A 24824-nucleotide genomic window follows, 5' to 3' on the forward strand; every position below is an offset into this window, starting at 1 on the left:
TCACCGCAGGCAGCCCACAAGAAGCCCTCGACTGCGCCTGCGACCTCTACCTCGGACACTGACCCCCGAAGAACTTGTAGGCATGACCACTAAGTTGGGGGCATGGGTGAGACGGAGCGAGCGGATCTGGCCGCGATGATCGTGCCGCTGATGCGGGCGTTGATGGTGGTGGAGCGGCCGGTGCTCGAGGCGCACGGGGTGAGCATGTGGGGCTACAGCGTGCTGGTGACACTCGGGCGCGGGCCCGCTCGGAGGCAGGGGATGCTGGCCGAGGAGATCGGGGCCGATAAGACGCGGATCATTCCGGTGCTGGATGACCTGCAGGAACGGGGATTGATCGAGCGGCGGCCCGATCCGGCCGATCGGCGGGCCCGGCTGCTCGCGCTGACTCCGGAGGGACGGGCGGTGCGCGATGCCGCCCAGGCCGATATCCAGGCCAAGGAGGAGAAACTACTCGGTCGACTCAGCGCCGCCGACCGTCGCGGCTTCCTCAACGCCCTGACCACTCTCGCGGCGCTGCCACTCGAGGAGATCGTCGGCGAGAGCGCCACGCCGTAGTGACGCCCCCCGAGCTCCCCGATCGGATCCGGTAACGACCTGTTCCGGTCGCGCCCGCTGTCGAAGATCGCCGTTGATCTTCCCTGGTTCGCCGGTGAACCTTTATCCGATGTCTGCTCATCGCCCTCGGCGTCTCACCTGTTACGACGCTGCGGTAGGCGGAAAGTCATCGGTTCCGGATCGCGCAGCTTGACGCGTTCGCGTGGCGCGGCCAGTATCGCGGTGAGGCCGAGGACGGGCAGCAGCACCACCGAGATCAGCATGAGAACGTAGCTGCCGGAAGACATGTCGGCGGGCATATGGCTGGCGTGATAGACCAGATGGATCACGCCGAACACCGCCCAGCCCAGCCCGGCGACCCGGGCCAGCAGGCTGTCGCCGTAGTACAGCGCGGCGCCGGATACGGCCGCCAGGCCAAGGAAGTAGGCGCCGACATCGACGGCCAGATGATGGTTGTAGGGCCCGTCCATCGACACCCAATGCATTCCGAAACCGGGGAAGCTGCGATACCAGGCCTGCGGCGCGAACGCCGCCCACACGCCCACGACCGCCCCGATGACCGTGAGCAGGCCGAGGGCGATCTCGGTGATCAACCACCGCCGCCGATTCACATCCCATCGCATCCGTACCCGCAGGTTGTCACCCGCACGCTGCACCGAGATCCGCATCGGAGCCTCCCGTTCGCCGTCGCATTTCGGTTGCGATCACGGTAAGTCCGCCGCGGCCCGCGAACAAGGGTCCGGCGGTGTGGGTCAGTGCACCTTCAGGCGCTGGGCGGCGGAATACACGTTCATCGTGTCGCCGCGCAGGAAACCCGCGAGGGTGAGCCCGGATTCGACGGCCAGATCGACCGCCAGCGAACTCGGCGCGGACACCGCGCCCAGGATCGGAATCCCGGCCATGACGGCCTTCTGCACCAGTTCGAACGAGGCGCGGCCGCTGACGATGAGTACGAGATCGTGTGCGGGAACGCGGTTTTCGCGCAACGCCCAGCCGATCACCTTGTCCACCGCGTTATGCCGCCCGACATCCTCGCGTACCGCCAGCACCGTACCGTCGGCGGTGAACAGCCCGGCCCCATGCAGTCCGCCGGTGGCATCGAATACCTTTTGGTGCGAACGCAATCGGTCCGGCAGCGCCGACAGTACCTCGGTGTCCACCAGCGGCCCCGTCGCCGGGATCGGGAATCGGGTGTGGGTGCGCACCTCGTCCAGCGCGGTCTTACCGCACAGCCCGCAGGCGCTCGTGGTCAGGAAGTTGCGCGCGAGAATCGGTGTGGGCGTGCGCAATTGGATATCGAGCACGTTGTAGGTGTTCTGCCCGTTCGCATCGGTTCCGGCGCAGTAGCGGGCGGAGACGATGTCCTCGGGCGAGCCGATGATGTTCTCGCTCAACAGGAAGCCGTGCGCCAGATCGATATCGCTGCCGGGCGTGCGCATGGTGACCGTCAGCGATCGCCCGTCCACGCGCAGCTCCAGCGGCTCCTCCACCGCCAGGGTATCCGGGCGCTCGGTGGAACCGGCGGCGGAGATGCGCACCGTCCGCCGGCGGGCCGTCACTCTACTCACGCCGACGCCCGCTCCAGTCGAATGGTGACGGCCTTGGACACCGGGGTGTTGGAGCGTTCGGCCACATGATCCAGCGGTACCAGCGGATTGGTCTCCGGATAGTAGGCGGCCGCATTGCCGCGCGGCGTCGAATACGACACCAGGCGGAAACCGCTGACCCGGCGCTCGCTGCCATCGGTCCACTCCGATACCAGATCGACCAGTTCACCCTCGGCGAAGCCGAAGGCGGCGATATCGTCGGGATGCACCAGAACCACCTTGCGGCCGTTGTGGATTCCGCGATAGCGGTCGTCGAGGCCGTAGATGGTGGTGTTGTACTGATCGTGGCTGCGCAGCGTCTGCAGGATCAGCCGCCCCGCGGGCACCGGCAGCCAGCTCAGATCGTTGACCGCGAAGTTGGCCTTGCCGGTGGCGGTTCGGAACTCGCGGGCGTCGCGTGGTGGATGGGGCAGCTGGAAACCGTTGCGCTCGCGCACCTTTCGATTGTAATCGGCGCAGCCGGGGATCACCCGGGCGATGGCGTCGCGGATGGTGTCGTAGTCGCGGCGCAATCGCGCCCACGGCACCGGATGCCCGGCCCCGAACAGCTCCTGCGCCAGCTCGCAGACGATGGCCACCTCGCTGCGCAGCTCATCGCTCACCGGGGCGAGCCGGCCGGTCGACAGATGCACCATCGACATCGAATCCTCCACCGATACCTGCTGTTTCGCCCCGTCCTGCACGTCCAGATCGGTGCGGCCGAGGGTGGGCAGGATGAGCGCGGTGCGGCCGTGCACGACGTGGCTGCGGTTGAGTTTGGTGGAGACCTGCACGGTCAGCTCGCAGCCACGCAGCGCGGCCTCGGTGACCTCGGTATCGGGAGTGGCGGAGACGAAGTTGCCGCCCATGCCGAAGAACACCTTCGCCTGTCCGTCGCGCAGGGCGCGGATGGCCGCCACGGTGTCGTAGCCGTGGGTGCGCGGGCTGGTGATGCCGAATTCGGAATCCAGTGCGGCCAGGAAGCTTTCGGGCATCTTCTCCCAGATGCCCATGGTCCGGTCACCCTGCACATTCGAGTGGCCGCGGACCGGGCATACGCCCGCGCCGGGCTTGCCGATCATGCCGCGCATCAGCAGCAGATTCGTGGCCTCCTCGATGGTGGCCACGCCGTGGCGCTGCTGGGTCAGGCCCATCGCCCAGCAGATGATGGTCGCCCGCGATCGCGCCAGCATGTGCGCGGTGCGCTCGAGCTGTTCGAGGGTCAGGCCGGTGGCCTCCTGTACGACGGCGAGATCGACCGCGCGCATCTGCTTTTCGTATTCGGCGAAGCTCGCGGTGTGCGCGTCCACGAACGCCCGATCGATCACGGTGCCCGGGGCGCGGTCCTCGGCCTCGAACAGCAGCCGCGCCAGACCCTGGAACAGCGCCATATCCCCGCCGAGCCGGATCTGCAGGAAGTCGTCGGCGATGGTGGTGCCGGTGGTGAGGCCCTTGATCGTCTGCGGATCGCGGAAACCGATCAGCCCGGTCTCGGGCAGCGGGTTGACCGCGATCACCTTGGCGCCCTTATCCTTCGCGGCGCTCAGCGCCGACAGCATGCGCGGATGGTTGGTACCCGGATTCTGCCCGGCCACGACGATCAGATCGGCGCGGGCGAAATCGTCGATCGTCACCGAACCCTTGCCGATGCCGATGGAGGAGGTCAGCGCGGTGCCGGAGGATTCGTGGCACATGTTGGAGCAGTCGGGCAGATTGTTGGTGCCGAAGCTGCGGACCAGCAGCTGATACAGGAAGGCCGTCTCGTTCGCGGTGCGGCCGGAGGTGTAGAACACGGCCTCGTCGGGAGATGCCAACTCGCGCAACGTCTTCGCGATGAGGCGGTAGGCCTCGTCCCAGGCGATGGGGGAGTAGTGCGTATCGCCGGGGCGCAGCACCATCGGATGGGTGAGCCGTCCCTGCTGGCCCAGCCAGTAGCCGGACTTGCCGGCCAGATCCCGGATCGAATGCTCGGCGAAGAACTCCGGGGTGACGGTGCGCAGCGTCGCCTCCTCGGCGACGGCCTTGGCGCCGTTCTCGCAGAATTCGGCGGGGCGGCGGTGCCCGGTCGGTTCGGGCCACGCGCAGCCGGGGCAGTCGAAGCCGTGGTGCTGGTTGACGCGGGTGAGGGTGCGCGCGGTGCGGATCACGCCCATCTCCTCGACCGCGCGCTCGAGGGCCACGGTCACCGCCCGCACGCCCGCCGCGCTGTTCTCGGGCGGCGTGACGGTGACCTGAGTTTCGTCGATGTCGCGAGCCGGTGCCTTGCGGTGCATACTCTCTATCGTCCTCCTGCCGTCGGAAACCCGACAATCGGGCGGTTCTCACCCCGATTCGCCGGGTGGCGCGCGAGGATCGATGCCGATCTCCGGAACCAGGACGAACGAGGACGCATATGATCAGCAGGATTGGCATCGGGCTGCTCGCGGCAGCGGCGGCCGTGGCGCTCGCCGCGCCCGCCGAGGCGGCGGTGACCCAGCTCGGTTCGACTCCCGATCTCGCCTTCGGCTCGGCGACCAACTACGGCACCGGCTGCCATTACACGTTGCAGGCCTTCGTGACCGAACCGGTCGGACGCGTCGCATTCTTCGACAACGGCCAGCTGATCGGCTGGGCCCGGCCGGGCGGTGCCTATGCGCTGATTCCGTGGGTGCCGACTACTCAGGGCCGCCACGTCTTGGCCGCGGTGCAGGAGAATCAGACGCCGGATATCCCGGCGGCGAGCCTGGAACTGCCGGTGGGACAGGGCGTGGATCTGCTGGGCGGGTGCGGCGTCTTCGGCGGCTGAGCACCGCGCACCGGGCCCGAACGCAGCGAAACGGGCTCGGACGGCAGGGTGTCCGAGCCCGTTTCGCTATTCCGCGGCTGTGTCGGCTAAACCGCCGCGGGGATCAGTTCCGCCTCCTCGGCCTCGGCCTCGGCCTCGGAGCCGCGGTCCTCGGGACGCAGGCCCACCAGGGCGGCGAGAATCGTTGCGGCACAAGCGCCCGCGCCGACCCAGAACGCCACCGTGAACTGGCTCTCCTGCGGCACCGGCAGATGCGGGAGCAGCTTGGCGGTGAGCAGCGTGGTGATGATCGCGCTGCCCAGTGAGCTGCCGACGGTGCGGGAGATGGAGTTGATGCCGTTGGCGATGCCGCTCTGGTGATGCGGCACCGCGCCGGCGATCAGGGCGGGCATCGCGGCATAGGCGAGGCTGATCGCCGCGCCGACGACGATGCTGGCGCCGATCACCGAGAAGGTCGAGTCGTGTGACAGTGCCAGCCAGGCGAATCCGGCCGTGCCGACCAGTCCGGCCAGGGCCAGCACCAGGCGGCCGCCGACCTTGCCGACCAGGATGCCGCCGATCGGGGCGGCCACCATCGAGGCGAGCGCGCTGGGCAGCAGGTACTCCACCGACGCGCGCAGGATCGAGGCCTCGAAGCCGTATCCGGTGAGATGCTTGGGCATCTGGGCCAGATACGAGGTGCCCATGAACAGCAGGAACATCGAGAAGCCGACGAACATGCCGGCCAGGTTGGTGAACAGCACCGGCCGATGGGTGAACATCTTCAGATCGACCAGTGGCGCGGCGACCTTGCGCTCGATGAGCACCCATGCGACGCCGAATACGATCGCGGCGGCGAAGCAGCCCAGGGTGGTCGCCGAGGTCCAGCCCCATTCGTGGCCTTGCGAGATCGGCAGGAGCAGCAGGACCAGGAAGCCGCCGAGGGCGAATGCGCCCGGCAGATCGACGCTGCCCGGATGCCGCGTACCGGTCGCCGGCACCGCGACCGCGGCCGCGATCAGCGCCAGCACCGCCAGGCCCGCGGTGAACCAGAACACGATGTGATAGTTCGGATCGCTGCCCTTGGTCAGCAGGCCGGTGGCCACCAGGCCGAGACCGCCGCCGAAGCCCAGCGTGCCGCTGACGATCGCCATCGAGTGATGCAGGCGCTCATGCGGCACCTCCTCACGCAGCATCGCCAGCGCGAGCGGGAAGATCGCGGTCGCCACGCCCTGCAGGGTGCGGCCGACCAGTAGCACGCCCAGCGAGTCGGCCAGCGCGGAGACGGTCGAACCGACCGCGGCCACCACGAGCACGGCCAGCAGGGTCGGCTTCTTGCCGTACAGGTCGCCGATGCGACCGAGAAGCGGTGTGAAGACCGCGGCCGACAGCAGCGTCGCCGTGGTCACCCAGCTCACCGATGTGGTGGACACGTGCAGCTTCGTGGCGATCAGGCCCAGGATCGGCACGGCCTGAGTCTGCATCACCGTCACGATCATCGCCGCGAACGCCAGGACGCCGGTCAGTAGCGAGCCCTTTCGCTCCGTCACGGAGACCTCCAGATGTTTGAGCGCTGATAAGTTTGAAGTATTCAAGTATCTAAGGCTTCAATGATCTGTCGTGTCAATCGTGGAGGTAGGATCGCCGCTATGAGCCCGGCCACAACGCCCAGCCCGCTGGCATTGCTGATCTCCCGATTCGTGTCGGCTTACATGCACGATTTCCTGACCGCCGCCGAGGAACACGGGCTCACTGTGACGCAGGCCAAGCTGCTGCTGGCCCTGAACGAACCCCTGGGCGAGCAGCCCATGCGGGCGCTGGCCGCCCAGCTGGCCTGTGATCCGTCGAATCTGACCGGTGTGGCCGACCGCATGGAATCGCGCGGACTGGTGCGGCGCACGGTGAATCCGTCGGATCGGCGGGTGAAGTATCTGGCCGCCACCGAGGAGGGCCAGGCGCTGGCGGCCGCGATCCGTGCGGGCCAGGTGGGGACCTACAGGGCCCTGGCCGAACTCACCGGTACGGAAGAGGCGCTGCTCGAGGGCATGCTCGAGCGCGTGGTGCCGAAGCTCGAGGCGCGCTAGCCCTTCGGCGTGAAACGTCCGGTGGCCAGGGCGGTTTCGAGCGATGAATTTCCGGCGCGCGGACCGTCGTCATGACCGAGCGTTCCATCCGACCGAGGAGTTGCCATGTCCTATACGTTCAAGCCCGGAGACCCCTGCTGGGTCGAGCTGTACACCACCGACACCGACCGCGCCGTCGAGTTCTACGGCGAGCTGCTCGGCTGGACCGCCGAGGCCCGCCCGGAGTTCGGCGGGTACATCACCTTCCGCAAGGACGGCAATGCCGTGGCCGGCGGGATGCGCAACGACGGCTCCGACGGCGGGCCCGATCAGTGGACGGTCTATCTGGCCGCGCCCGATGCCCAGGCCGTCGCCGATGCCGCGGCCGCGCACGGCGGTCAGGTGATCCTGGCGCCGATGCCGGTCGGTGACCTCGGCACCATGGCCGTGCTCGGCGATCCGAGCGGGGCCGGGGTCGGGGTGTGGCAGTTCGGCGTCCACACCGGCTTCGGCGCGTTCGGCCTGGCGACCGGCGGGCAGTGGAGCGATCATGTCGGCTATCCGTCCTGGTTCGAACTGCACAGCGCCGACTACGACCGGGCGCTGACCTTCTACCGCGAGGTGTTCGGCTGGCAGGATCCGTTCACCGTCTCCGACACCCCCGAATTCCGCTACACCACAATCCATGCCACCTCTCCGATGCTCGGCGGGGTGATCGACGCCTCGGCATTCCTGCCCGCGGGCTCGCCCGGCGGCTGGCAGACCTACTTCGGCGTCGACGATGTCGACGCGGCGGTGAAAACCCTGGTGGCACTGGGCGGTTCGGTCGAACGCGGACCGGAGAACACGCCGTACGGCCGCATCGCGTCCGTCGCCGATCCGGGCGGCGTGCGATTCAGCCTGGGCGGCAACAACATCTGAGTCCCGCTCGGGCCCCCGGCCGCGCCCGGCTAGCGAGTCTCGGCGAATGCTGCCCGCGCGGCGGGCAGCGCGGCATCGCGATCCTCGGCGACGAGGCCGATGCGGGTGCGGCGGTCGAGCAGATCTGCCTCGTCGAGCGCGCCCTCGTGGCTGACGGCATAGGCGAATTCGGCGCGCAGCACGTCCATGGCCGGGGTGACGGGCCGGGCGAGGTCCGGATCGCGGCGGATCAGTTCGGTGATGGCGGTGGCCTCGCTGCCATAGCGCTCGACCAGCACCGGCGGCGCCTGGATGCGGTCGCGCGCCGCGCCGGATACCGCGCCCACCAAGGGAATCCGCTTGGTGCGGCAGGGTCCGGCGGATAGGGCCGCGCGGGTGACGGCGGCGTCGACGGCATCCTCGGCCATCCGGCGATAGGTGGTGAGCTTGCCGCCCACGATGGTGGTCGGGCCGCCGGGGGTCTGCAGGACGGCGTGTTCGCGGGAGAGGTCGGCGGTGCTGTCGCCCGCGGTGCGCAGCAGCGGGCGCAGGCCCGCGTACCTGCCGCGAATATCGCTGCGGCGCAGCGGCTCTCGCAGCACGGTGTTGACCGTGTCGAGGAGGAAGTCGATTTCGCTGCCGGTGGGCTCCGGCTCGTCGGGCACCGGGCCGGGGGCGTCCTCGTCGGTCAGGCCCAGATACACCCGCCCGTGCGCGGCCGGGAAGGCGAAGACGAATCGGCTGGTGCTGCCGGGAATCGGGACGGTCAGCGAGGCGGCCAGCCCGCCGAAGGCGGCCGCGTCGAAGACCAGATGCGTGCCGCGGCTGGGCCGTAGCTCGATGCTCGGATCGACCAGATCGGCCCATACGCCCGTGGCGTTGATCACCGAACGCGCACGCACGGTGAGGGTTTCGCCGGTCAGGGTATCGCGCAGCACGGCCGAGCCGTCGGTCACCCGGCTGGCCTCCGCGCGGGTGAGCACGCGCGCGCCGTGGGCCGCGGCCGTGCGGGCGATCGCCACCACCAGGCGCGCGTCGTCGACCAGCTGCCCGTCCCAGGCGAGCAGGCCGCCGCGTAAACCGTCGCGCCGCAGCGTCGGCACCAGCCGCAGCGCCTCGGCCGCGGCCACCCGCCGCGAGCGCGGCAGCACCGCCGCCGAGGTTCCGGCGCTGCGCCGCAGCACATCCCCGGCCACGAATCCGGCCCGCACCAGAACACGTTGCGCCGCACCGATATTCGGCAGCAGCGGCACCACCTGGGGGAGCGCACGGGTGAGATGGGGTGCGATCCGGGTGAGCAGCACATCCCGCTCGGCGGCGCTCTCATGGGCGATGCCCACGCCGCCGCCGGCCAGATAGCGCAGCCCGCCGTGCACGAGCTTGGAACTCCAACGGCTGGTCCCGAAGGCCAGATCGTGCTTCTCCACCAGCACCGTCCGCAGACCGCGCGCGGCGGCGTCCAGGGCGACCCCGACGCCGGTGATGCCCCCGCCGATCACCAGCAGGTCGACGGCGGTCTCGTCGCCGAGCTCGCGCAGCTCCCGGTCGCGTCGCGCCGCGTTGAGCGCCGCATTCCCGTTCGGTTCGGTCATATCAGGCGTTCTCCCTCGTCGGGCAGCAGGTAGCCGTCGATGGCTCGGGCCAATTCGGCGTCGAGCCGCTCCTCGTCGAGGATGTGGCCGACCATGCCCGCGGACTGGACCGCGGACTGGGCGATGAGCAGCAGCATGGTGGCCAGCTGATCCGGATCTCCGGGACGGATGGAGCCGTCGCGCTGGCCCTCGCGGATCAGCGCCGTGAACAGGAGGACGAGTTCGCGCTGATTGCGGCCGAGGCGGCCGAATACGTAGGTCAGCATGAGATCGGTATCGGTGCGGAAGATCTTGGTGAACAACGGATTCGAGCGCAGCGTGGCCGCGCCCGCGACCACGCCGTCGACCAGTCGCGCCCGGGCGGATCCGCTCGTCGGGATCGTGCGCCCGACGATGCCGCGCATCTCCCGCACCAGCAGCTCCGCGATCAGCGCGCCGGTATCGGACCACCGGCGGTACACGGTCGGGCGGCTGACCCCGGCGCGGCGCGCCACCTCGGTGAGCGTGGTCCGGCGTACCCCGAACTCCTCGACGCATGCGCGCGCGGCATCCAGGATCGCCTGATCCGTGGCGGACATATCGTCGTCGCCGTCGGGCGCCTCGATCGCGGACATCACGCTCCCTTCTCGTTACTGCTTGACATTCTATGTCAGACTGTAACGCATGGTCTACAAGTCGCTCGAGCGCCCGAGTATGGTCTGGGACGCCTGGGGCGTTCCGTCCGGACATGCGCCGCTCCCGGAGAAGATCCGCACCCTGCTGGCGCAGGTATTCGGGGTGTCCGGCGAGCCGGTGGCCCGTCGCGACGCGGGCGATGTGCCGCTGCGCGCCTGCGCCCTGGCCGCGGCGCGGCTCGCGGAGCTTTCCACGATGGTCGGCGCGGACCATGTTTCGATCGAGCACCGGGATCGGCTGCTGCACGCCGGGGGTAAGAGCACACCCGATCTGTTGCGTCGCCGCGCCGCGGGCCCGCAGGACGCGCCCGATGCCGTGGTCTTCCCTGCCGATCACGATCAGGTGCTCGCCGTGCTCGCGCGCTGCGCCGAGCACGGTATCGCGGTCGTGCCGTTCGGCGGCGGCACCAGCGTCGTCGGCGGCGTGGATCCGGCTCGGGGCGATCTGGCCGCGGTCATCGCGCTGGATCTGCGGCGGCTGGACACGCTCGCCGAGGTCGATCCGATCAGCCTCACCGCCACCCTCGGCGCGGGGGTGACCGGGCCGCAGGCCGAGGAACTGCTTGCCGCGCACGGACTTTCGCTCGGCCACTTTCCGCAGAGCTTCGAATTCGCCAGTATCGGCGGCTTCGCCGCGACCCGCTCATCGGGTCAGGCCTCGGCCGGTTACGGGCGCTTCGACGATATGATCCAGCGCCTGCGCATCGCGACACCCGCCGGGACGCTCGAGATCGGGCGCGCCCCGGCCTCGGCCGCCGGACCGGATCTGCGCGAGCTGTTCGCCGGTTCGGAGGGCACGCTCGGCGTCATCACCGAGGTGACGCTGCGGGTGCATCCGAGGCCGGAAACCGTTGCCTACCAAGCCTGGTCGTTCCCCGACTTCACCACCGGCGCGGCCGCGCTGCGGACGCTGGTGCAGACCGGCGCCGCGCCCACCGTGCTGCGACTGTCCGATGAGGCCGAGACCGGGCTCAATCTGGCCCGGGCCGGTGATGTCGGCGGTACCGCGGTCACCGGCTGTCTGGCCATCACCACCGTCGAGGGCACCCTCGCCCATGTCGAGGCCCGCGGCGCCGAGGTGAATACGCTGCTGGCGGCCGCGGGCGGTACCGCGCTGGGCGAACGGCCCGCGCGGGACTGGGAGCACGGCCGATTCTCGGCGCCGTATCTGCGCGATGCGCTCCTGGATGTCGGAATCCTCTGCGAGACACTGGAAACCGCGACCAACTGGTCGAATCTGGCGCAGCTGAAGGCGGCGGTGACCGCGGCGCTGACCGATTCACTGGGCACACAGGGCACCCCGGCCCTGGTGCTGTGCCATATCTCGCACACCTATCCGACCGGCGCCTCGCTGTACTTCACCGTCGTGGCCAAGCAGGCCGAGGATCCGCTGGCGCAATGGGGCCGGGCCAAACAGGCGGCGGGCGATGCGATCATCGCCGCGGGCGGCACCATCACCCACCACCACGCCGTCGGCGAGGATCACCGCCCGTGGCTGTCCGCGGAGATCGGCGAGGTCGGGGTGCGCGTACTGCGCGCGGTCAAGCAGGCCGTCGATCCGGCGGGAATCCTCAATCCCGGGAAGCTGATTCCATGACCGACGCCATACGGTCCGTGGTGCTGGTGACCAATCCGCTGTCCGGACATGGACGGGGGATGGCCGCCGGTCTCGCGGCGCGCGCCCGATTCGCCGAGCGCGGCGTACGGGTGAGCGAGATATGCGGCGCGACGGTCGCCGAAACCGTTCGGCTGGTGCGTGATTCGCTGACCGCTCGGACGGCCGAGACAGGACCGGATGCGGTCGTCTGCGCGGGCGGCGACGGATTGGTCTGCATCGTGTTGCAGGCGCTGGCCGGGGCGGGGGTGCCCCTGGGCATGATTCCGGGCGGCACCGGCAACGATCTGGCCCGTGAACTCGGTGTGCCCGAGCATGATCCGATCGCGGCCGCCGATGTCGTGCTGGCCGGGCACGAGCGCACGATCGATCTCGGCGTCGTGCGGACGGCCGAGCCGAGCGCCGAGCTGCCCTCGCCGATCCATTTCGCGACCGTGGCCGGAACCGGCTTCGACGCGCGAGTCACCCTGCGCGCCAACCGAATGCGCTATCCGAAGGGTCGGCTGCGCTATCCGCTGGCCGCCCTGGTCGAGCTCGCGGGCGGCTTGGCCGTGCCGTATCGGATCGAATTGCGTGGCGTGCCGGGCGAATCCGAGCCGGTATCCGTCGAGACCGAGGCGATCATGGTGGCGGTCGGCAATACCTGTAGCTACGGCGGCGGCATGCTGGTCTGTCCCGATGCCGAACTCGACGACGGCCTGCTGGATCTGACCGTCGTCGGCGCGATGTCGCGCCGCGAGATGGTGCGCCTGCTCCCGGCCCTGTCGGCGGGCAAACGCGTCGATCACCCTGCCCTGAGCCGATTCCGGGCCGCCGAGATCACCCTCGCCGCCCCGTCGGCCCCCGCCACCGCCGACGGCGAACCGGCGGGCATGCTGCCCGCGACCTTCCGCGCGCTGCCCGGCGCCCAGCGGGTCCTGGTGCCCTGATCGCACGCGAAACGGGTTGTGCGCCTACGGATGGGCGGGTCCGAACAAGAGTGTGCCCCCACGCAGGAGGCGGAGGGGGCACACGATCAGGGAGTGTTTTCGATTACCACTGTTGGACGACGATCAGCTGCGGGCCAGGGGCGACCACCATGGCCAGATGGCCGTTCGGACGGCTGGCCGCCTCGGCGGCGATATCGCGCATCGAGGCCACGATGCGGTTGCCGCTGCGCGGTAGCTGCGAGTCGGCCCGCACGCCGACGCTGACGTTGTTGCCGGGCAGATAGTGATCGATCAGGGCCGGGGCCGGTCCGTTGGCGAAGGCCTGGGTCTCGGCGTTGTTCAGCTCGACGCCGACCGCACCGGCCTGCGGATACGCAATGGGGGCGACGGCACTGGCCGCTCCGGCGCCGAGGACGGCGACCGTCGCAGCGCCGGCCAGGATGGTGGTCAGGGTGAGGGTCCGAGCACGCATAACATCCCCGCTTTCTCCTGGAACCGCACCTTCGGCGCGATTGCTGTCCGATAGCTAGGAGACATCAAATCGGTCGTTCCCGGCAAGGTTGTGGGCCCGGATCACACCGGCGCATCGATGTGATCTGGATTACTCCGGCCGAGTGTAGGTGGGCGGAGCGCTGCGCTCACCTCGGCCTTCGGCCTGTTCGCGCGGCAAATCCGCACCCCGACAAGGGTTTCGGGTAAAACCTGAGAATTGCATATGTATTCGCCGGACCTGCGCCGATCGGCGGTAATCTGAAACATGTGAGCGGGGTTTTCGGTGTCCCTCATCCGCCGAAAACCCCGCTCTCCGGTTCTTCCGACCGATTGGCGTCGCCACGATGGTCCTGCCGCCACGTCGGCCCCGTTGCCTAGGTCGCAGCCTCGAGTCCTTAGAATCACACGGTGACCAGCACAGCCCCTGAGAACCCACGTAATCGTGCCGATGCCCTTCCCAAGAGCTGGATCCCCAGCGAAGTAGAGGCGGAGCTGTACGAACGCTGGGTAGCCGCTGGTTACTTCACCGCCGATGCGAGCAGCGATAAGCCGCCGTATTCCATTGTGCTGCCCCCGCCGAACGTCACCGGCAGCCTGCATATGGGCCATGCGCTCGACCACACCCTCATGGACAGCCTCACCCGCCGCAAGCGCATGCAGGGCTACGAGGTGCTGTGGCTGCCGGGCATGGACCACGCCGGTATCGCGACCCAGTCCATCGTGGAGAAGCAGCTCGCCGTGGACGGTAAGGCCAAGGAGGACTTCGGCCGCGAGCTGTTCATCGACAAGGTCTGGGACTGGAAGCGCGAATCCGGCGGTGCGATTCAGGGCCAGATGCGCCGCCTCGGCGACGGCGTGGACTGGAGCCGCGACCGGTTCACCATGGACGAGGGCCTCTCTCGCGCGGTGCAGACCATCTTCAAACGCCTCTACGAGGCCGGGCTCATCTATCGCGCCGAGCGGCTGGTGAACTGGTCGCCGGTGCTGAAGACCGGCATCTCCGATCTCGAGGTCGATTACAAGGACGTCGAGGGTGAGCTGGTCTCGCTGCGCTACGGCTCGCTCAACGACGATGAGCCGCATGTGATCGTGGCCACCACCCGGGTGGAGACGATGCTCGGCGACACCGCGGTCGCGGTGCATCCCGACGACGAGCGCTACAAGAATCTGATCGGCACCACGCTCTACCATCCGATCACCGGCAGGCAGATCCCGATCGTCGCCGACGATTACGTCGATCCCGAATTCGGTTCGGGCGCGGTGAAGATCACCCCCGCGCACGACCCCAACGACTTCGAGATCGGCCTGCGCCACGGCCTGCCGATGCCGACGATCATGGACGAGGCCGGCAAGATCGCCGGTACCGGAACCGAATTCGACGGTATGGATCGTTTCGAGGCCCGGCTGAAGATCCGCGAGCGCCTCGAGTCCGAGGGTCGCGTGGTGGGGCGCAAGTTCCCCTATCCGCACAGCGTCGGCCACTCCGAGCGCAGCGGCGAGCCGATCGAGCCGCGGCTGTCGATGCAGTGGTGGGTCAAGGTGGACCCGCTGGCCAAGGCCGCCGGTGACGCGATTCGCAACGGGGACACCGTGATTCACCCCGCCAGCCAGGAGCCGCGCTGGTTCGCCTGGGTCGACAACATGCACGACTGGTGTATCTCGCGGCAGCTGTGGTGGGGTCACCGCATTCCGATCTGGTACGGCCCCGAGGGCGAGGTCGTCTGCGTCGGACCGGATGAGCAGGCGCCCGAGGGCTATGTGCAGGACCCGGACGTGCTCGACACCTGGTTCTCCTCCGGCCTGTGGCCGTTCTCGACGATGGGCTGGCCGGACGCGACCCCGGATCTGGCCAAGTTCTATCCGACCAGCGTGCTGGTCACCGCGTACGACATCCTGTTCTTCTGGGTGGCACGGATGATGATGTTCGGCACCTTCATCGCCGAGGAGATGCCCGGTCCGGTGCCGTTCCGGGATCTGTTCCTGCACGGGCTGATTCGCGACGAGTTCGGGCGCAAGATGTCCAAGTCCAAGGGCAACGGCATCGACCCGCTGGCCTGGATCGACGAATACGGCGCGGACGCAACGCGATTCACCCTCGCGCGGGGTGCGCTGCCGGGCGGCGACCTGTCGGTGGGCACGCCGCATGTGACGGCCGCGCGCAGCTTCGTCACGAAGCTGTTCAACGCCAGCAAGTTCGCGCTCATGAACGGCGCGGTCACCGGCGAGCTGCCCGCCCGCGACACCCTCACCGATACCGACCGCTGGATCCTCGACCGCCTCGACGAGGTGCGCGCCGAGGTGGATTCGGCCTTCGACCGCTACGAATTCGGCAAGGCCTGCGAGGCGCTCTACCACTTCGCGTGGGATGAGCTCTGCGACTGGTACCTGGAACTGGCCAAGGTGCAGTTCGCCGAATCCGAGGAGCGCGCCGCGAGCACCCGCATCGTGCTCGGCACCGTGCTCGATGCGGTGCTGCGCCTGCTGCATCCGACGATCCCGTTCGTCACCGAATCGCTGTGGCAGGCACTCACCGAGGGCGCCGCGGGCGAGTCCATCGTGATCGCCGCATGGCCGCGGGCCACCGGTATCGCCACCGATACCGTTGCGGCGCAGCGTATTTCGGATCTGCAGAAGCTGGTCACCGAGATCCGCCGCTTCCGCAGCGATCAGGGCCTCACCGATAAGCAGAAGGTGGCCGCCACGCTCATCGGCATCGGCGACGCCGGTCTGTCCGGCCAGCTCGCCGAGATCTCGACCCTGGCCCGGCTCACCGACGCCGGGGCCGATTTCGCCGCCACCGCCTCGCTCGAGGTGCGCCTGGCCGGCGGCATGGTGACCGTCGAGATCGACACCTCCGGCACCGTCGATCTGGACGCCGAGCGCCGCCGGCTGGAAAAGGACCTCGCGGCCGCGCAGAAGGAATTGGCCGGTACCGCAGGCAAACTCGGCAACGAGGCCTTCCTGGCGAAGGCGCCCGACGAGGTGGTGGCCAAGATCCGCGCCCGGCAGGAGGTCGCCGAATCCGAGGTGACGCGCATCGGCGCCCGCCTCGAGGAGATCGAACGAATGGCAGGGAACAAATGAGCGAGGAACCCCAGCACGGCAGCGCCGAGCGGTTGCACTTCGGTCCGTCGCCGGTGGACCTGGCCGAAATGGCGCTGGTCGAGGCCGAACTCGATCGGCGCTGGCCCGAGACCAAGATCGAACCGTCGCTGGCCCGGATCGCCGCGCTGATGGATGTGCTGGGCTCCCCGCAGCGGGGATATCCGGCCATCCACGTCGCGGGCACCAACGGCAAGACCTCGGTCACCCGGATGATCGACTCGCTGCTGACCGCGCTGCATCGGCGCACCGGCCGCATCACCAGCCCGCATCTGCAGCTGGCCACCGAACGCATCGCGATCGATAACGCGCCCATCGCCCCGGGCCGCTACGTCGAGGTCTACCGCGAGCTGCTGCCCTATATCGAGATGATCGATGCGCAGTCCGAGGCGGCGGGCGGGCCGAAGATGAGTAAGTTCGAGGTGCTCACCGCCATGGCCTACGCCGCCTTCGCCGAGGCGCCCGTCGATGTCGCGGTGGTGGAGACCGGACTGGGCGGCACCTGGGATGCGACCAATGTCATCGATGGCGAGGTCGCGGTGATCACGCCGATCGGGTTGGACCATATGGACTTTCTGGGTTCCGATCTGACCTCGATCGCGGGGGAGAAGGCCGGGATCATCAAGAAGGCCCCCGCCGACGCACTCGTGCCGCGAGACACCGTCGCGATCATCGGGGAGCAGGAGCCCGAGGCGATGGAGGTGCTGCTGCGGCGCACCGTCGAGACCGATTCCGCGGTGGCCCGCGCGGGCGCGGAGTTCCGGCTGCTGTCGCGGCGGGTGGCCGTCGGCGGCCAGGTGCTGGAAATCCAGGGCCTGGGCGGGGTGTACGACGAGATCTTCCTGCCGCTGCACGGCGAACATCAGGCGCAGAACGCGGCGCTGGCGCTGGCCGCGGTGGAGGCGTTCTTCGGTGCCGGGGCGCAGAAGCAGCTCGATATCGATGCCGTCCGTGCGGGTTTCGCGAATGCGATCAGCCCGGGCCGGATGGAGCGGATGCGCAGCGCGCCGACGATCTTCCTCGACGCCGCCCACAACCCCGCCGGGGCGCGGGCGCTGGCCGCGGCGCTGACCGATGAATTCGACTTCCGCAGGCTGGTCGGCGTGGTCGCGGTCCTCTCCGACAAGGATGTCGCCGGCATCCTCGAGGCGCTGGAACCGGTCTTCGACGAGATCGTCGTCACCACCAACGGTTCCCCGCGCGCGCTGGATATCGACGATCTGGCCAATGCGGCCGTCCAGCGCTTCGGCGACGAACGTGTCGTCACCGCACCGACTCTCGCCGACGCCGTCGAGACCGCCATCGCCATCGCCGAGGATGCGAGCGACGGCGGCGAGCTCGTGTCCGGGGCGGGGATCGTGATCACCGGATCGGTCGTGACCGCGGGCGTCGCCCGTTCGCTGTTCGGAAAGGATCCCGCGTGAGTGAACAGCCTGTTCCGCCGCCGGCCACCGATCCCTGGAAGGGATTGCGCGGTGTGATGGCCGGATCGCTGGTGCTCGAGGCCATTACGGTGTTGCTGGCGCTGCCGGTCGTCGGCACGGTCGGCGGCGGGCTCGCATGGTGGTCGGTGCTGTATCTGGTCGGGATCGCGGTGTTGATGATCGTCGGCGCCGGGATGCAGCGCCGCTCGTGGGCGATGGCCTACAACTGGGCACTGCAGGTGCTGGTGCTCGTCGGCGGGTTCATCCACGTGTCGATCGCGGTGATCGGCGTGGTCTTCATCGCGGTCTGGGCGTTCATCCTGGTCCTGCGCTCGGATGTCCAGCGCCGCATGGACCGGGGCCTGCTGCCGAGTCAGCGTGTCCAGAAGGAGAACTGAAGGCCTTCGGTTCGGTCTCCCACCGGGGTGGCGGTTACAGTTGCGCCGTGACTGAGCAGACCTTGGTACTCATCAAGCCGGACGGCGTTGCCCGGAACCTGATTGGTGAGATCATCACCCGCATCGAGCGCAAGGGCCTGAAGTTCGCCGCACTGGAACTGAAGCAGGTGCCGCAGGAACTGGCCGCGGCCCACTATGCCGAACACGCGGACAAGCCGTTCTACGGTTCGCTGATCGAGTTCATCACCTCCGGCCCGGTCGTCGCCGCCGTGCTCGAGGGCCCCCGCGCCGTGACCGCCTTCCGGCAGATCGCCGGCGGCACCGACCCCGTCGAGAAGGCCGTCCCGGGCAGCATCCGCGGCGACTACGCCCTCGAGACCCAATACAACCTGGTACACGGCTCCGACTCGCCAGAGTCCGCCAAGCGCGAAATCGCTTTGTGGTTTTCTGACTTCGCGCAGTAATCGGGTCTCTCGTCGCTCATGCCGTGACGTGTTCGCGGCCGTCTCGCCGTTCAGCGGTCGAAGCGCATGCGCGAAGCGCGAGTCTCGACCGCGCAACGGCGAGACTCAGGGCCGCGAACACCGCCGGAGCGAAGCGGAGGCCATCGAACACAGCGTCGGTGGCGAGCGGGCGGCCACATATATGGGATACTGGGCTTGGATGTGATCGTCGCCCGCCGTTTGCGCGGGTGGCGGACACAACCAAAGGCACCGCGGTTCGACGCCGATCATCGCTGCCCCGGACGGTTACCAAGACTCGGCTGTTCGGCGGCACGCTGGATGAGCGCTCGAGCCAGGTGTTAGAAGCCAACAGCCAGGCGCCGCGTGACCAGTTACCCGAACGACGAACGACAAGGTGATAACCGGGCACGCGGGGCGAGACCACTGACCTTGCGTCCTCCGGGCGTGAGGCGTACGGACAGTGCCCCCGCGTCGGCCGCGTCACACTCGAGTGGAGTGGGACGCGCCCGGGGGTCCGAGGAGATTTCGTGGCCGATCAAGAGCCGCAGGAAACGTCGCACAGTAATGGTGATCACGCTTCGAAAGAGGCGGTAGGGGCAGGGGAGGCGGCGCAGTTGCCGGAACGTATCCGGGTCCACGCGCTGGCGAAGCTGCTCGGCACCACCAGCAAACGTATTCTTGCCCACCTGACCGAGCTGGGCGCCGAGGCGCGCAGCCCCCAATCGAGCCTGGACCGCACGGTCGCGGAGTCCGTGCGCGATGCGCTCGTTCCCGCCGAGGAAGCCCAGGCCGCCCCAGCGAAGACCGCGGCCGCGGTCGTCGAGGCGCGTGCCGCCGAGACCCCGAAGGTCGAGGCACCCAAGGCCGAAACCCCCAAGACCGAGGCCGCCGCCCCCGAGCCGGTCCCGGCCATGGCAGCCTCCGGTGCCGAGCCCGCCGTGCCGTCGCGCACGCCGTCGCTGTTCTCCGGCGTCTTCCACGCCGAGCCGCGGCCCGTCGAGCCCGTGGTGTTCGAGCCCGCGGCCGTGGTCGCGGCCCCGCTGTTCCTGTCGCCGGACGCGACCACGGCCGACGAGCTGCGCCGCCGCAAGCGCGCCGAGCGCGATGCCAAGGTCGAGGAGAAGCCCAAGGAGAAGCCCAAGGTCGAGGAGGTCGAGGAGGAGGTCGCCGAGCCGATCGTCGCCGAGGACACCGACGCCGACACGGACTCCGATTCGGACTGGGACGACGATCAGGGCTCCGACGAGCGTGGTGACGAGAGCGGCCGCTCCCGCCGCCGGCGGCGTGGTCGCCGGGGTCGCGGCCGCGGCCGGGGCGAGCAGCACTCCGACCAGGACGACAACGATTCGGACGACGCCGATTCCGAGCAGTCCGCGGCCGATGAGTCGGCCGCCGACGCCGAGGGCGACTCCGCCGACAACTCCGACGCCGAGGACGCCGACGACAACGACGCCGTGCCGGAGGGCTCGAGTCGCCGTCGCCGTCGCCGCCGTCGCCGCAAGGGCGGCGAGGATAACGAGCCGGAGGTAGCCGAGGACGATCCGCCGAATACGGTCGTGCACGAGCGCGAGCCGCGCAACAAGCGCCGCGCCGTCGACGAGGTGCAGGGCATCAGCGGGTCGACCCGGCTCGAGGCCAAGCGTCAGCGCCGCCGTGACGGCCGCGAGGCCGGCCGCCGTCGCCCGCCCATCCTGACCGAATCGGAATTCCTGGCCCGCCGCGAGGCGGTCGACCGGGTCATGGTCGTGCGCGAGAAGACCTTCGCCGAACATCCGAGCGCCACAATCCAGGTCGCCGTGCTCGAGGACAACATCCTCGTCGAACACTTCGTGACCAGCACCGGCCAGGCGTCCATGGTCGGCAACGTCTATCTGGGCAAGGTCCAGAACGTGCTGCCCAGCATGGAGGCGGCGTTCGTCGATATCGGCCGCGGCCGCAACGGCGTGCTCTACGCGGGCGAGGTGAACTGGGAGGCCGCCGGACTCGGCGGTAAGGAACGCAAGATCGAGCAGGCGCTGCGGCCCGGCGACACCGTGCTGGTTCAGGTCAGCAAGGATCCCGTGGGCCATAAGGGCGCCCGCCTGACCACCCAGATCAGCCTGGCGGGCCGCTTCCTGGTCTACGTTCCGGGCGGCACCTCGACCGGTATCAGCCGCAAGCTGCCCGATACCGAGCGCAAGCGCCTCAAGGAGATTCTGCGCGATATCGTCCCGCAGGACGCGGGTGTGATCATCCGCACCGCATCGGAGGGCGTCAGCGAGACCGAGCTGGCCCGCGACGTCGAGCGGCTGCAGGCCACCTGGAAGACCATCGAGGATCAGTCCCGCAACGGTTCCAACGCGCCGAAGACGCTCTACGAGGAGCCCGACCTGCTGGTCAAGGTCATCCGTGACCTGTTCAACGAGGACTTCTCCAAGCTCGTCATCGAGGGCGAGCGGGCCTGGACGACCGTCGAGAACTACATCCGCACGGTCGCCCCGGATCTGCTGGCCCGCATCGAGCATTACGAGGGCAGCGGCGTCGACGTCTTCGGCAGCTTCCGCATCGACGAGCAGCTGGCCAAGGCGCTGGACCGCAAGGTGTGGCTGCCCTCGGGCGGCACGCTGGTCATCGATCGCACCGAGGCGATGACGGTCGTCGACGTCAACACCGGCAAGTTCACCGGTGCGGGCGGCTCCAATCTCGAGGAGACGGTCACCCGCAACAATCTGGAGGCGGCCGAGGAGATCGTGCGCCAGCTGCGGCTGCGCGATATCGGCGGCATGATCGTCGTCGACTTCATCGATATGGTGCTGGAGTCGAACCGGGACCTGGTGCTGCGCAGGCTCACCGAGGCCCTGGGCCGCGACCGCACCCGTCATCAGGTCTCCGAGGTGACCTCGCTGGGCCTGGTGCAGATGACCCGCAAGAAGCTGGGCACCGGTCTGGTCGAGGCGTTCTCCACCACATGTGAGCACTGCCACGGCCGCGGCATCCTCGTGCACAACTATCCGGTCGAGACCGCGCCCGCCGAGGAGGGTGCGGGCCGCCGCGAGGGCCGTCGCCGGCGCAAGGAGAAGACCCCTGCCGCCGTCGTCGCCCCGCCGGCGCCGCAACCGCAGCAGCCCGAACACCTCGAGGAGGATGCCGCGGTCAAGCGCGCGCATCCGGTCGCGCTGGCCATGGCCTCCCATCACACCGACGAGATCTCCGACGCCGAGTTCGACGATGTCGACACGGTGGCGGATGCCGATCTCGCACAGTCGGATTCGGCGATCGAGCCGGAAACGGCCGAGACCACCCGGCCGACCGGTCGCGGCGGGCGGGCGGCCCGCGCGGCGCGGCGGGCGCTGCGCCGTGAGTCACTGGCCGAGACTCCCGTCGCCGACGATGTCGATGTCGTGGACGAGACCGATCGGGTCGACGCGGTCGAGGAGAGCCCCTCGGCCCCCGCGGTGGTGAGCGAGGACCCGACCCCCGAACAGCCGGAAACGGCCGTCGCGGCACCGCATTCGGACGCCGACTCCGCGCCGGCTCCGGACGCTCGCCCGGCGACCGATGGCGCCCGGCGCGGGCGTCGCCGGGTGGCGCGCACGACCGCGGCGCCCAGCACCGACAGCAAGGGCGCGGTATTCGTGCTCAGCAGCACCGATCAGGAACAGGGACCGAGCTTCTCGGTGGCTGACGTCGCCCCGCCCGAGGTGGCGCCGCGCAGCCGTCCCCGCCGCCGGGCGGCCGGACGAGCCGCCGGGGCGCCCGAGCAGCCGCACTGAGCCTTCTGTGCGACCGGTGCCCCGTCAGCTCGCGCTGGCGGGGCACCGGCGTTTTCCGCCGGAGATGTGCGCGACCCCGGTTTGGTTGCGGAGCCCGGTGTCCTGTAGCCTTTGACAGTCGCTGCCCGGTGACAGCAGTCTGCTGCTCGGCCTGGACGTCGAAAGACGAAGGCCCGGTTCGATCGAGAGCCACCAGGCGCTGAGGCGGCGGTATTACCAGACCAACTTGCGGCGGTCTCCGGTGCGAACCGGCGGGCACGCTGCGCGAAGCCAAGTGCTGAGCACTTAAGCAGAGGAAAGAGGGCAGCCGACCGATGGCAACGTACGCGATCGTCAAGACCGGCGGAAAGCAGTACAAGGTCGCGGTCGGTGACCTGGTGAAGGTCGAGAAGCTCGAGGGTGGGCCGGGTACCGCGGTGTCGCTGGAGGCGGTGTTGGTCGTCGACGGCGCCACGCTGACCACCGACAAGGCCGCGCTGGCCAAGATCGCCGTGTCCGCCGAGGTGGTCGATCAGACCAAGGGCCCGAAGATCCGCATCCACAAGTTCAAGAACAAGACCGGCTACCACAAGCGTCAGGGTCACCGTCAGAAGCTGACGGTCCTGAAGGTCACCGGCATCAAGTAAGTCCGACCAGGGGTTCGCACCCCGGCACGAGGAGTTCTGAGACATGGCACATAAGAAGGGTGCATCCAGCTCGCGCAACGGTCGCGACTCGAATGCCCAGCGGCTCGGTGTGAAGCGCTTCGGCGGTCAGGTTGTCAAGGCTGGCGAGATCCTGGTTCGCCAGCGCGGCACCCACTTCCACCCCGGCGTGAACGTCGGCCGTGGCGGCGACGACACGCTGTTCGCCCTCGCGGCGGGCGCGGTCGAGTTCGGCGCCAAGCGTGGCCGCAAGACCGTCAACATCGTGGTTCCGGAGCCGGCGCAGGCCTGAGCCGCGCCGGAGCCTTCCGACACACCTCGAAGCGGGTCAGGGTGAGGACACCCTGGCCCGTTTCGCTGTTCCCAGCACTGACCCAATTCGTTGAAGGAGGATGATCAAGGTCGTGTCCAAGTTCATCGATCGTGTCGTGCTACATGTCCGTGCCGGTAAGGGCGGTCACGGGTGCGCCTCGGTGCACCGCGAGAAGTACAAGCCGCTCGGCGGTCCCGACGGCGGTAACGGTGGCAACGGCGGTGATGTGATCCTCGAGGTCGATCCCAATGTGCACACCCTGCTGGACTTCCACTTCCATCCGCATGCCAAGGCCGGTAACGGCAAGCCCGGTGAGGGCAGCAACCGCAGTGGTAAACACGGCGAGGAACTGCTGCTGAAGGTGCCCGACGGCACCATGGTGATGAGCGCCGACGGCGAGTTGCTGGCCGATATGGTCGGCGCGGGCTACCGGTACATCGCGGCGCAGGGTGGCCGCGGCGGCCTGGGCAACGCGGCGCTGGTGTCGCGGGCGCGCAAGGCCCCGGGCTTCGCACTGCTGGGCGAGGACGGCTCCGAGCGCGATGTGGTGCTCGAGCTGAAGTCGGTGGCGGATGTCGGCCTGGTCGGCTTCCCCTCGGCCGGTAAGTCGTCGCTGGTATCGGTGCTGTCGGCGGCCAAGCCGAAGATCGCCGACTACCCGTTCACCACGCTGGTGCCGAATCTCGGTGTCGTGCAGTCGGGTGACACCACCTTCACTATCGCCGATGTGCCGGGTCTGATCCCCGGGGCCAGCGACGGGCGTGGACTGGGCCTGGACTTCCTGCGGCATCTGGAGCGATGCGCGGTGCTCGCGCATGTGGTCGACTGCGCCACCATGGATCCGGGCCGTGATCCGCTCTCGGATGTCGACGCGCTGGAGGCCGAATTGGCCGCCTACAAGCCCGCCTTGACCGCCGATGCGAGCCTGGGTGATCTGGCGGATCGCCCGCGCGTGGTCATCCTGAACAAGGCCGATGTTCCGGACGCCGACGAGCTGGCCGATTTCATGCTGCCGGAGTTCGCCAAGCGCGGCTGGCCGGTGTTCAAGATCTCGACGGTGAGCCGGGAAGGCTTGCGCCCCTTGACCTTCGCGCTGGGCGAGCTGGTCAGCGAGTACCGCGTGGCGCATCCGAAGGCCGAGCCGAAGCGGCAGATCATCCGCCCGGTCGCCAAGGGCGACAGCGGTTTCCGCGTCCGGATCGATCCGGAGGTCGAGGGCGGGTTCATCGTTACCGGCGAACGTCCGGAGCGCTGGGTGGCGCAGACCCAGTTCGACAACGACGAGGCCGTGGGCTATCTCGCCGACCGCCTCGCCCGTCTCGGCGTCGAGGAGGAGCTGGTGCGCCTGGGCGCCCAGCCTGGTGCGCCGGTGACGATCGGCGATATCTGTTTCGATTGGGAGCCACAGATTTCCGCGGGTGTCGAGGTCCTGATGACTCGCCGCGGTGTGGATCCGCGTCTGGATCAGACCGATCGCATCAGCGCCGCCGAGCGCAAACACGCCTCGCGCGTGCGCCGCGGCCTGGTGTCGGAGGATGGCGAGGCGTAACACAT

At 68.9% G+C, this 24824-nt stretch carries 21 protein-coding genes; 14 read left to right on the top strand and 7 right to left on the bottom strand.

Annotated elements, in window-relative coordinates; all coding sequences use genetic code 11:
• Positions 1-102 precede the first annotated feature (102 nt).
• Positions 103-558: a MarR family winged helix-turn-helix transcriptional regulator gene (locus ACIA76_RS33170; protein ID WP_397157563.1), complete on the top strand. Its 456-nt coding sequence runs from the start codon at positions 103-105 to the stop codon at positions 556-558.
• 134 nt (positions 559-692) lie between these two features.
• On the opposite strand, the gene ACIA76_RS33175 is transcribed toward ACIA76_RS33170, so the two are convergent.
• The 3 genes from ACIA76_RS33175 to ACIA76_RS33185 form a co-directional block, all read right to left on the bottom strand.
• Complete coding sequence (locus ACIA76_RS33175) at positions 693-1226, bottom strand: hypothetical protein (protein ID WP_397157565.1); 534 nt, start codon at positions 1224-1226, stop codon at positions 693-695.
• Positions 1227-1310: 84 nt separating this feature from the next.
• Positions 1311-2126 (bottom strand): formate dehydrogenase accessory sulfurtransferase FdhD, encoded by an 816-nt coding sequence (gene fdhD / locus ACIA76_RS33180; protein ID WP_397157567.1) that lies wholly within the window; start codon positions 2124-2126, stop codon positions 1311-1313.
• Entirely contained in the window at positions 2123-4417 is a 2295-nt protein-coding gene (locus tag ACIA76_RS33185) for an FdhF/YdeP family oxidoreductase (protein ID WP_397157569.1), read from the bottom strand. The genes fdhD and ACIA76_RS33185 overlap by 4 nt, the downstream gene beginning before the upstream one ends.
• 119 nt (positions 4418-4536) lie before the next feature.
• Between ACIA76_RS33185 and ACIA76_RS33190 the strand changes: the two genes are divergently transcribed.
• Positions 4537-4929 carry a hypothetical protein gene (locus ACIA76_RS33190; protein ID WP_397157571.1) on the top strand — a complete coding sequence of 131 codons (393 nt, stop codon included), beginning with the start codon at positions 4537-4539 and terminating at the stop codon, positions 4927-4929.
• An 86-nt stretch (positions 4930-5015) separates the two neighbouring features.
• On the opposite strand, the gene ACIA76_RS33195 is transcribed toward ACIA76_RS33190, so the two are convergent.
• Entirely contained in the window at positions 5016-6458 is a 1443-nt protein-coding gene (locus ACIA76_RS33195; RefSeq protein WP_397157572.1) for an MFS transporter, read from the bottom strand.
• A gap of 99 nt (positions 6459-6557) precedes the next feature.
• On the opposite strand from ACIA76_RS33195, the gene ACIA76_RS33200 reads away from it, so the two are divergent.
• Positions 6558-6992, top strand: a complete 435-nt coding sequence (locus ACIA76_RS33200) for a MarR family winged helix-turn-helix transcriptional regulator (protein WP_397157574.1) — start codon at positions 6558-6560, stop codon at positions 6990-6992.
• A 105-nt stretch (positions 6993-7097) separates the two neighbouring features.
• Entirely contained in the window at positions 7098-7892 is a 795-nt protein-coding gene (locus ACIA76_RS33205; protein WP_397157576.1) for a VOC family protein, read from the top strand.
• 29 nt (positions 7893-7921) lie between these two features.
• Here ACIA76_RS33205 and ACIA76_RS33210 read toward each other — a convergent pair whose 3' ends face one another.
• Both ACIA76_RS33210 and ACIA76_RS33215 read right to left on the bottom strand, forming a co-directional pair.
• Complete coding sequence (locus ACIA76_RS33210; protein WP_397157578.1) at positions 7922-9463, bottom strand: glycerol-3-phosphate dehydrogenase/oxidase; 1542 nt, start codon at positions 9461-9463, stop codon at positions 7922-7924.
• Positions 9460-10077, bottom strand: a complete 618-nt coding sequence (locus tag ACIA76_RS33215; RefSeq protein ID WP_397157580.1) for a TetR/AcrR family transcriptional regulator — start codon at positions 10075-10077, stop codon at positions 9460-9462. The genes ACIA76_RS33210 and ACIA76_RS33215 overlap by 4 nt, the downstream gene beginning before the upstream one ends.
• A gap of 79 nt (positions 10078-10156) precedes the next feature.
• Here ACIA76_RS33215 and ACIA76_RS33220 point away from each other — a divergent pair, with 79 nt between their 5' ends.
• Both ACIA76_RS33220 and ACIA76_RS33225 read left to right on the top strand, forming a co-directional pair.
• Positions 10157-11734 (top strand): FAD-binding oxidoreductase, encoded by a 1578-nt coding sequence (locus tag ACIA76_RS33220; RefSeq protein ID WP_397157883.1) that lies wholly within the window; start codon positions 10157-10159, stop codon positions 11732-11734.
• The gene (locus ACIA76_RS33225) at positions 11731-12681 is read left to right on the top strand and encodes a YegS/Rv2252/BmrU family lipid kinase (protein ID WP_397157582.1); all 951 of its coding nucleotides are present in this window, start codon (positions 11731-11733) and stop codon (positions 12679-12681) included. The genes ACIA76_RS33220 and ACIA76_RS33225 overlap by 4 nt, the downstream gene beginning before the upstream one ends.
• A gap of 103 nt (positions 12682-12784) precedes the next feature.
• Here ACIA76_RS33225 and ACIA76_RS33230 read toward each other — a convergent pair whose 3' ends face one another.
• The gene (locus ACIA76_RS33230; protein WP_397157584.1) at positions 12785-13153 is read right to left on the bottom strand and encodes a hypothetical protein; all 369 of its coding nucleotides are present in this window, start codon (positions 13151-13153) and stop codon (positions 12785-12787) included.
• Positions 13154-13581: 428 nt separating this feature from the next.
• On the opposite strand from ACIA76_RS33230, the gene ACIA76_RS33235 reads away from it, so the two are divergent.
• The 8 genes from ACIA76_RS33235 to obgE all read left to right on the top strand — a co-directional run bounded on the left by ACIA76_RS33235 (position 13582) and on the right by obgE (position 24819).
• A complete protein-coding gene (locus ACIA76_RS33235) occupies positions 13582-16257 on the top strand; it encodes a valine--tRNA ligase (protein WP_397157586.1) in 2676 nt (891 codons plus the stop codon).
• Entirely contained in the window at positions 16254-17699 is a 1446-nt protein-coding gene (locus tag ACIA76_RS33240; protein WP_397157588.1) for a bifunctional folylpolyglutamate synthase/dihydrofolate synthase, read from the top strand. The genes ACIA76_RS33235 and ACIA76_RS33240 overlap by 4 nt, the downstream gene beginning before the upstream one ends.
• A 56-nt stretch (positions 17700-17755) precedes the next feature.
• The gene (locus ACIA76_RS33245; RefSeq protein ID WP_397157885.1) at positions 17756-18097 is read left to right on the top strand and encodes a DUF4233 domain-containing protein; all 342 of its coding nucleotides are present in this window, start codon (positions 17756-17758) and stop codon (positions 18095-18097) included.
• A gap of 47 nt (positions 18098-18144) precedes the next feature.
• Positions 18145-18561: a nucleoside-diphosphate kinase gene (gene ndk, locus ACIA76_RS33250; RefSeq protein ID WP_397157590.1), complete on the top strand. Its 417-nt coding sequence runs from the start codon at positions 18145-18147 to the stop codon at positions 18559-18561.
• A 527-nt stretch (positions 18562-19088) separates the two neighbouring features.
• The gene (locus ACIA76_RS33255; protein WP_397157591.1) at positions 19089-22313 is read left to right on the top strand and encodes a translation initiation factor IF-2 N-terminal domain-containing protein; all 3225 of its coding nucleotides are present in this window, start codon (positions 19089-19091) and stop codon (positions 22311-22313) included.
• A gap of 314 nt (positions 22314-22627) precedes the next feature.
• A complete protein-coding gene (gene rplU / locus ACIA76_RS33260) occupies positions 22628-22939 on the top strand; it encodes a 50S ribosomal protein L21 (protein WP_397157592.1) in 312 nt (103 codons plus the stop codon).
• Between the two features lie 43 nt (positions 22940-22982).
• Positions 22983-23249, top strand: coding sequence for a 50S ribosomal protein L27 (gene rpmA, locus ACIA76_RS33265; RefSeq protein ID WP_397157593.1), 267 nt, complete (start codon positions 22983-22985; stop codon positions 23247-23249).
• A gap of 112 nt (positions 23250-23361) precedes the next feature.
• The gene (gene obgE / locus ACIA76_RS33270) at positions 23362-24819 is read left to right on the top strand and encodes a GTPase ObgE (protein WP_397157887.1); all 1458 of its coding nucleotides are present in this window, start codon (positions 23362-23364) and stop codon (positions 24817-24819) included.
• Positions 24820-24824: the final 5 nt, after the last annotated feature.

The organism is Nocardia sp. NPDC051570 (genome assembly GCF_044454005.1).
Classification (GTDB): domain Bacteria; phylum Actinomycetota; class Actinomycetes; order Mycobacteriales; family Mycobacteriaceae; genus Nocardia.

Coding starts and splice junctions, on each gene's coding strand:
- ACIA76_RS33215 (WP_397157580.1), bottom strand. CDS start 10,077: ATGTCCGCGATCGAGGCGCCCGACGGCGACGACGATATGTCCGCCACG.
- ACIA76_RS33190 (WP_397157571.1), top strand. CDS start 4,537: ATGATCAGCAGGATTGGCATCGGGCTGCTCGCGGCAGCGGCGGCCGTG.
- ACIA76_RS33230 (WP_397157584.1), bottom strand. CDS start 13,153: ATGCGTGCTCGGACCCTCACCCTGACCACCATCCTGGCCGGCGCTGCG.
- ACIA76_RS33245 (WP_397157885.1), top strand. CDS start 17,756: ATGGCCGGATCGCTGGTGCTCGAGGCCATTACGGTGTTGCTGGCGCTG.
- rpmA (WP_397157593.1), top strand. CDS start 22,983: ATGGCACATAAGAAGGGTGCATCCAGCTCGCGCAACGGTCGCGACTCG.
- ACIA76_RS33210 (WP_397157578.1), bottom strand. CDS start 9,463: ATGACCGAACCGAACGGGAATGCGGCGCTCAACGCGGCGCGACGCGAC.
- ACIA76_RS33170 (WP_397157563.1), top strand. CDS start 103: ATGGGTGAGACGGAGCGAGCGGATCTGGCCGCGATGATCGTGCCGCTG.
- ACIA76_RS33225 (WP_397157582.1), top strand. CDS start 11,731: ATGACCGACGCCATACGGTCCGTGGTGCTGGTGACCAATCCGCTGTCC.
- ACIA76_RS33185 (WP_397157569.1), bottom strand. CDS start 4,417: ATGCACCGCAAGGCACCGGCTCGCGACATCGACGAAACTCAGGTCACC.
- ACIA76_RS33240 (WP_397157588.1), top strand. CDS start 16,254: ATGAGCGAGGAACCCCAGCACGGCAGCGCCGAGCGGTTGCACTTCGGT.
- ACIA76_RS33175 (WP_397157565.1), bottom strand. CDS start 1,226: ATGCGGATCTCGGTGCAGCGTGCGGGTGACAACCTGCGGGTACGGATG.
- ACIA76_RS33220 (WP_397157883.1), top strand. CDS start 10,157: ATGGTCTGGGACGCCTGGGGCGTTCCGTCCGGACATGCGCCGCTCCCG.
- rplU (WP_397157592.1), top strand. CDS start 22,628: ATGGCAACGTACGCGATCGTCAAGACCGGCGGAAAGCAGTACAAGGTC.
- ACIA76_RS33200 (WP_397157574.1), top strand. CDS start 6,558: ATGAGCCCGGCCACAACGCCCAGCCCGCTGGCATTGCTGATCTCCCGA.
- ACIA76_RS33205 (WP_397157576.1), top strand. CDS start 7,098: ATGTCCTATACGTTCAAGCCCGGAGACCCCTGCTGGGTCGAGCTGTAC.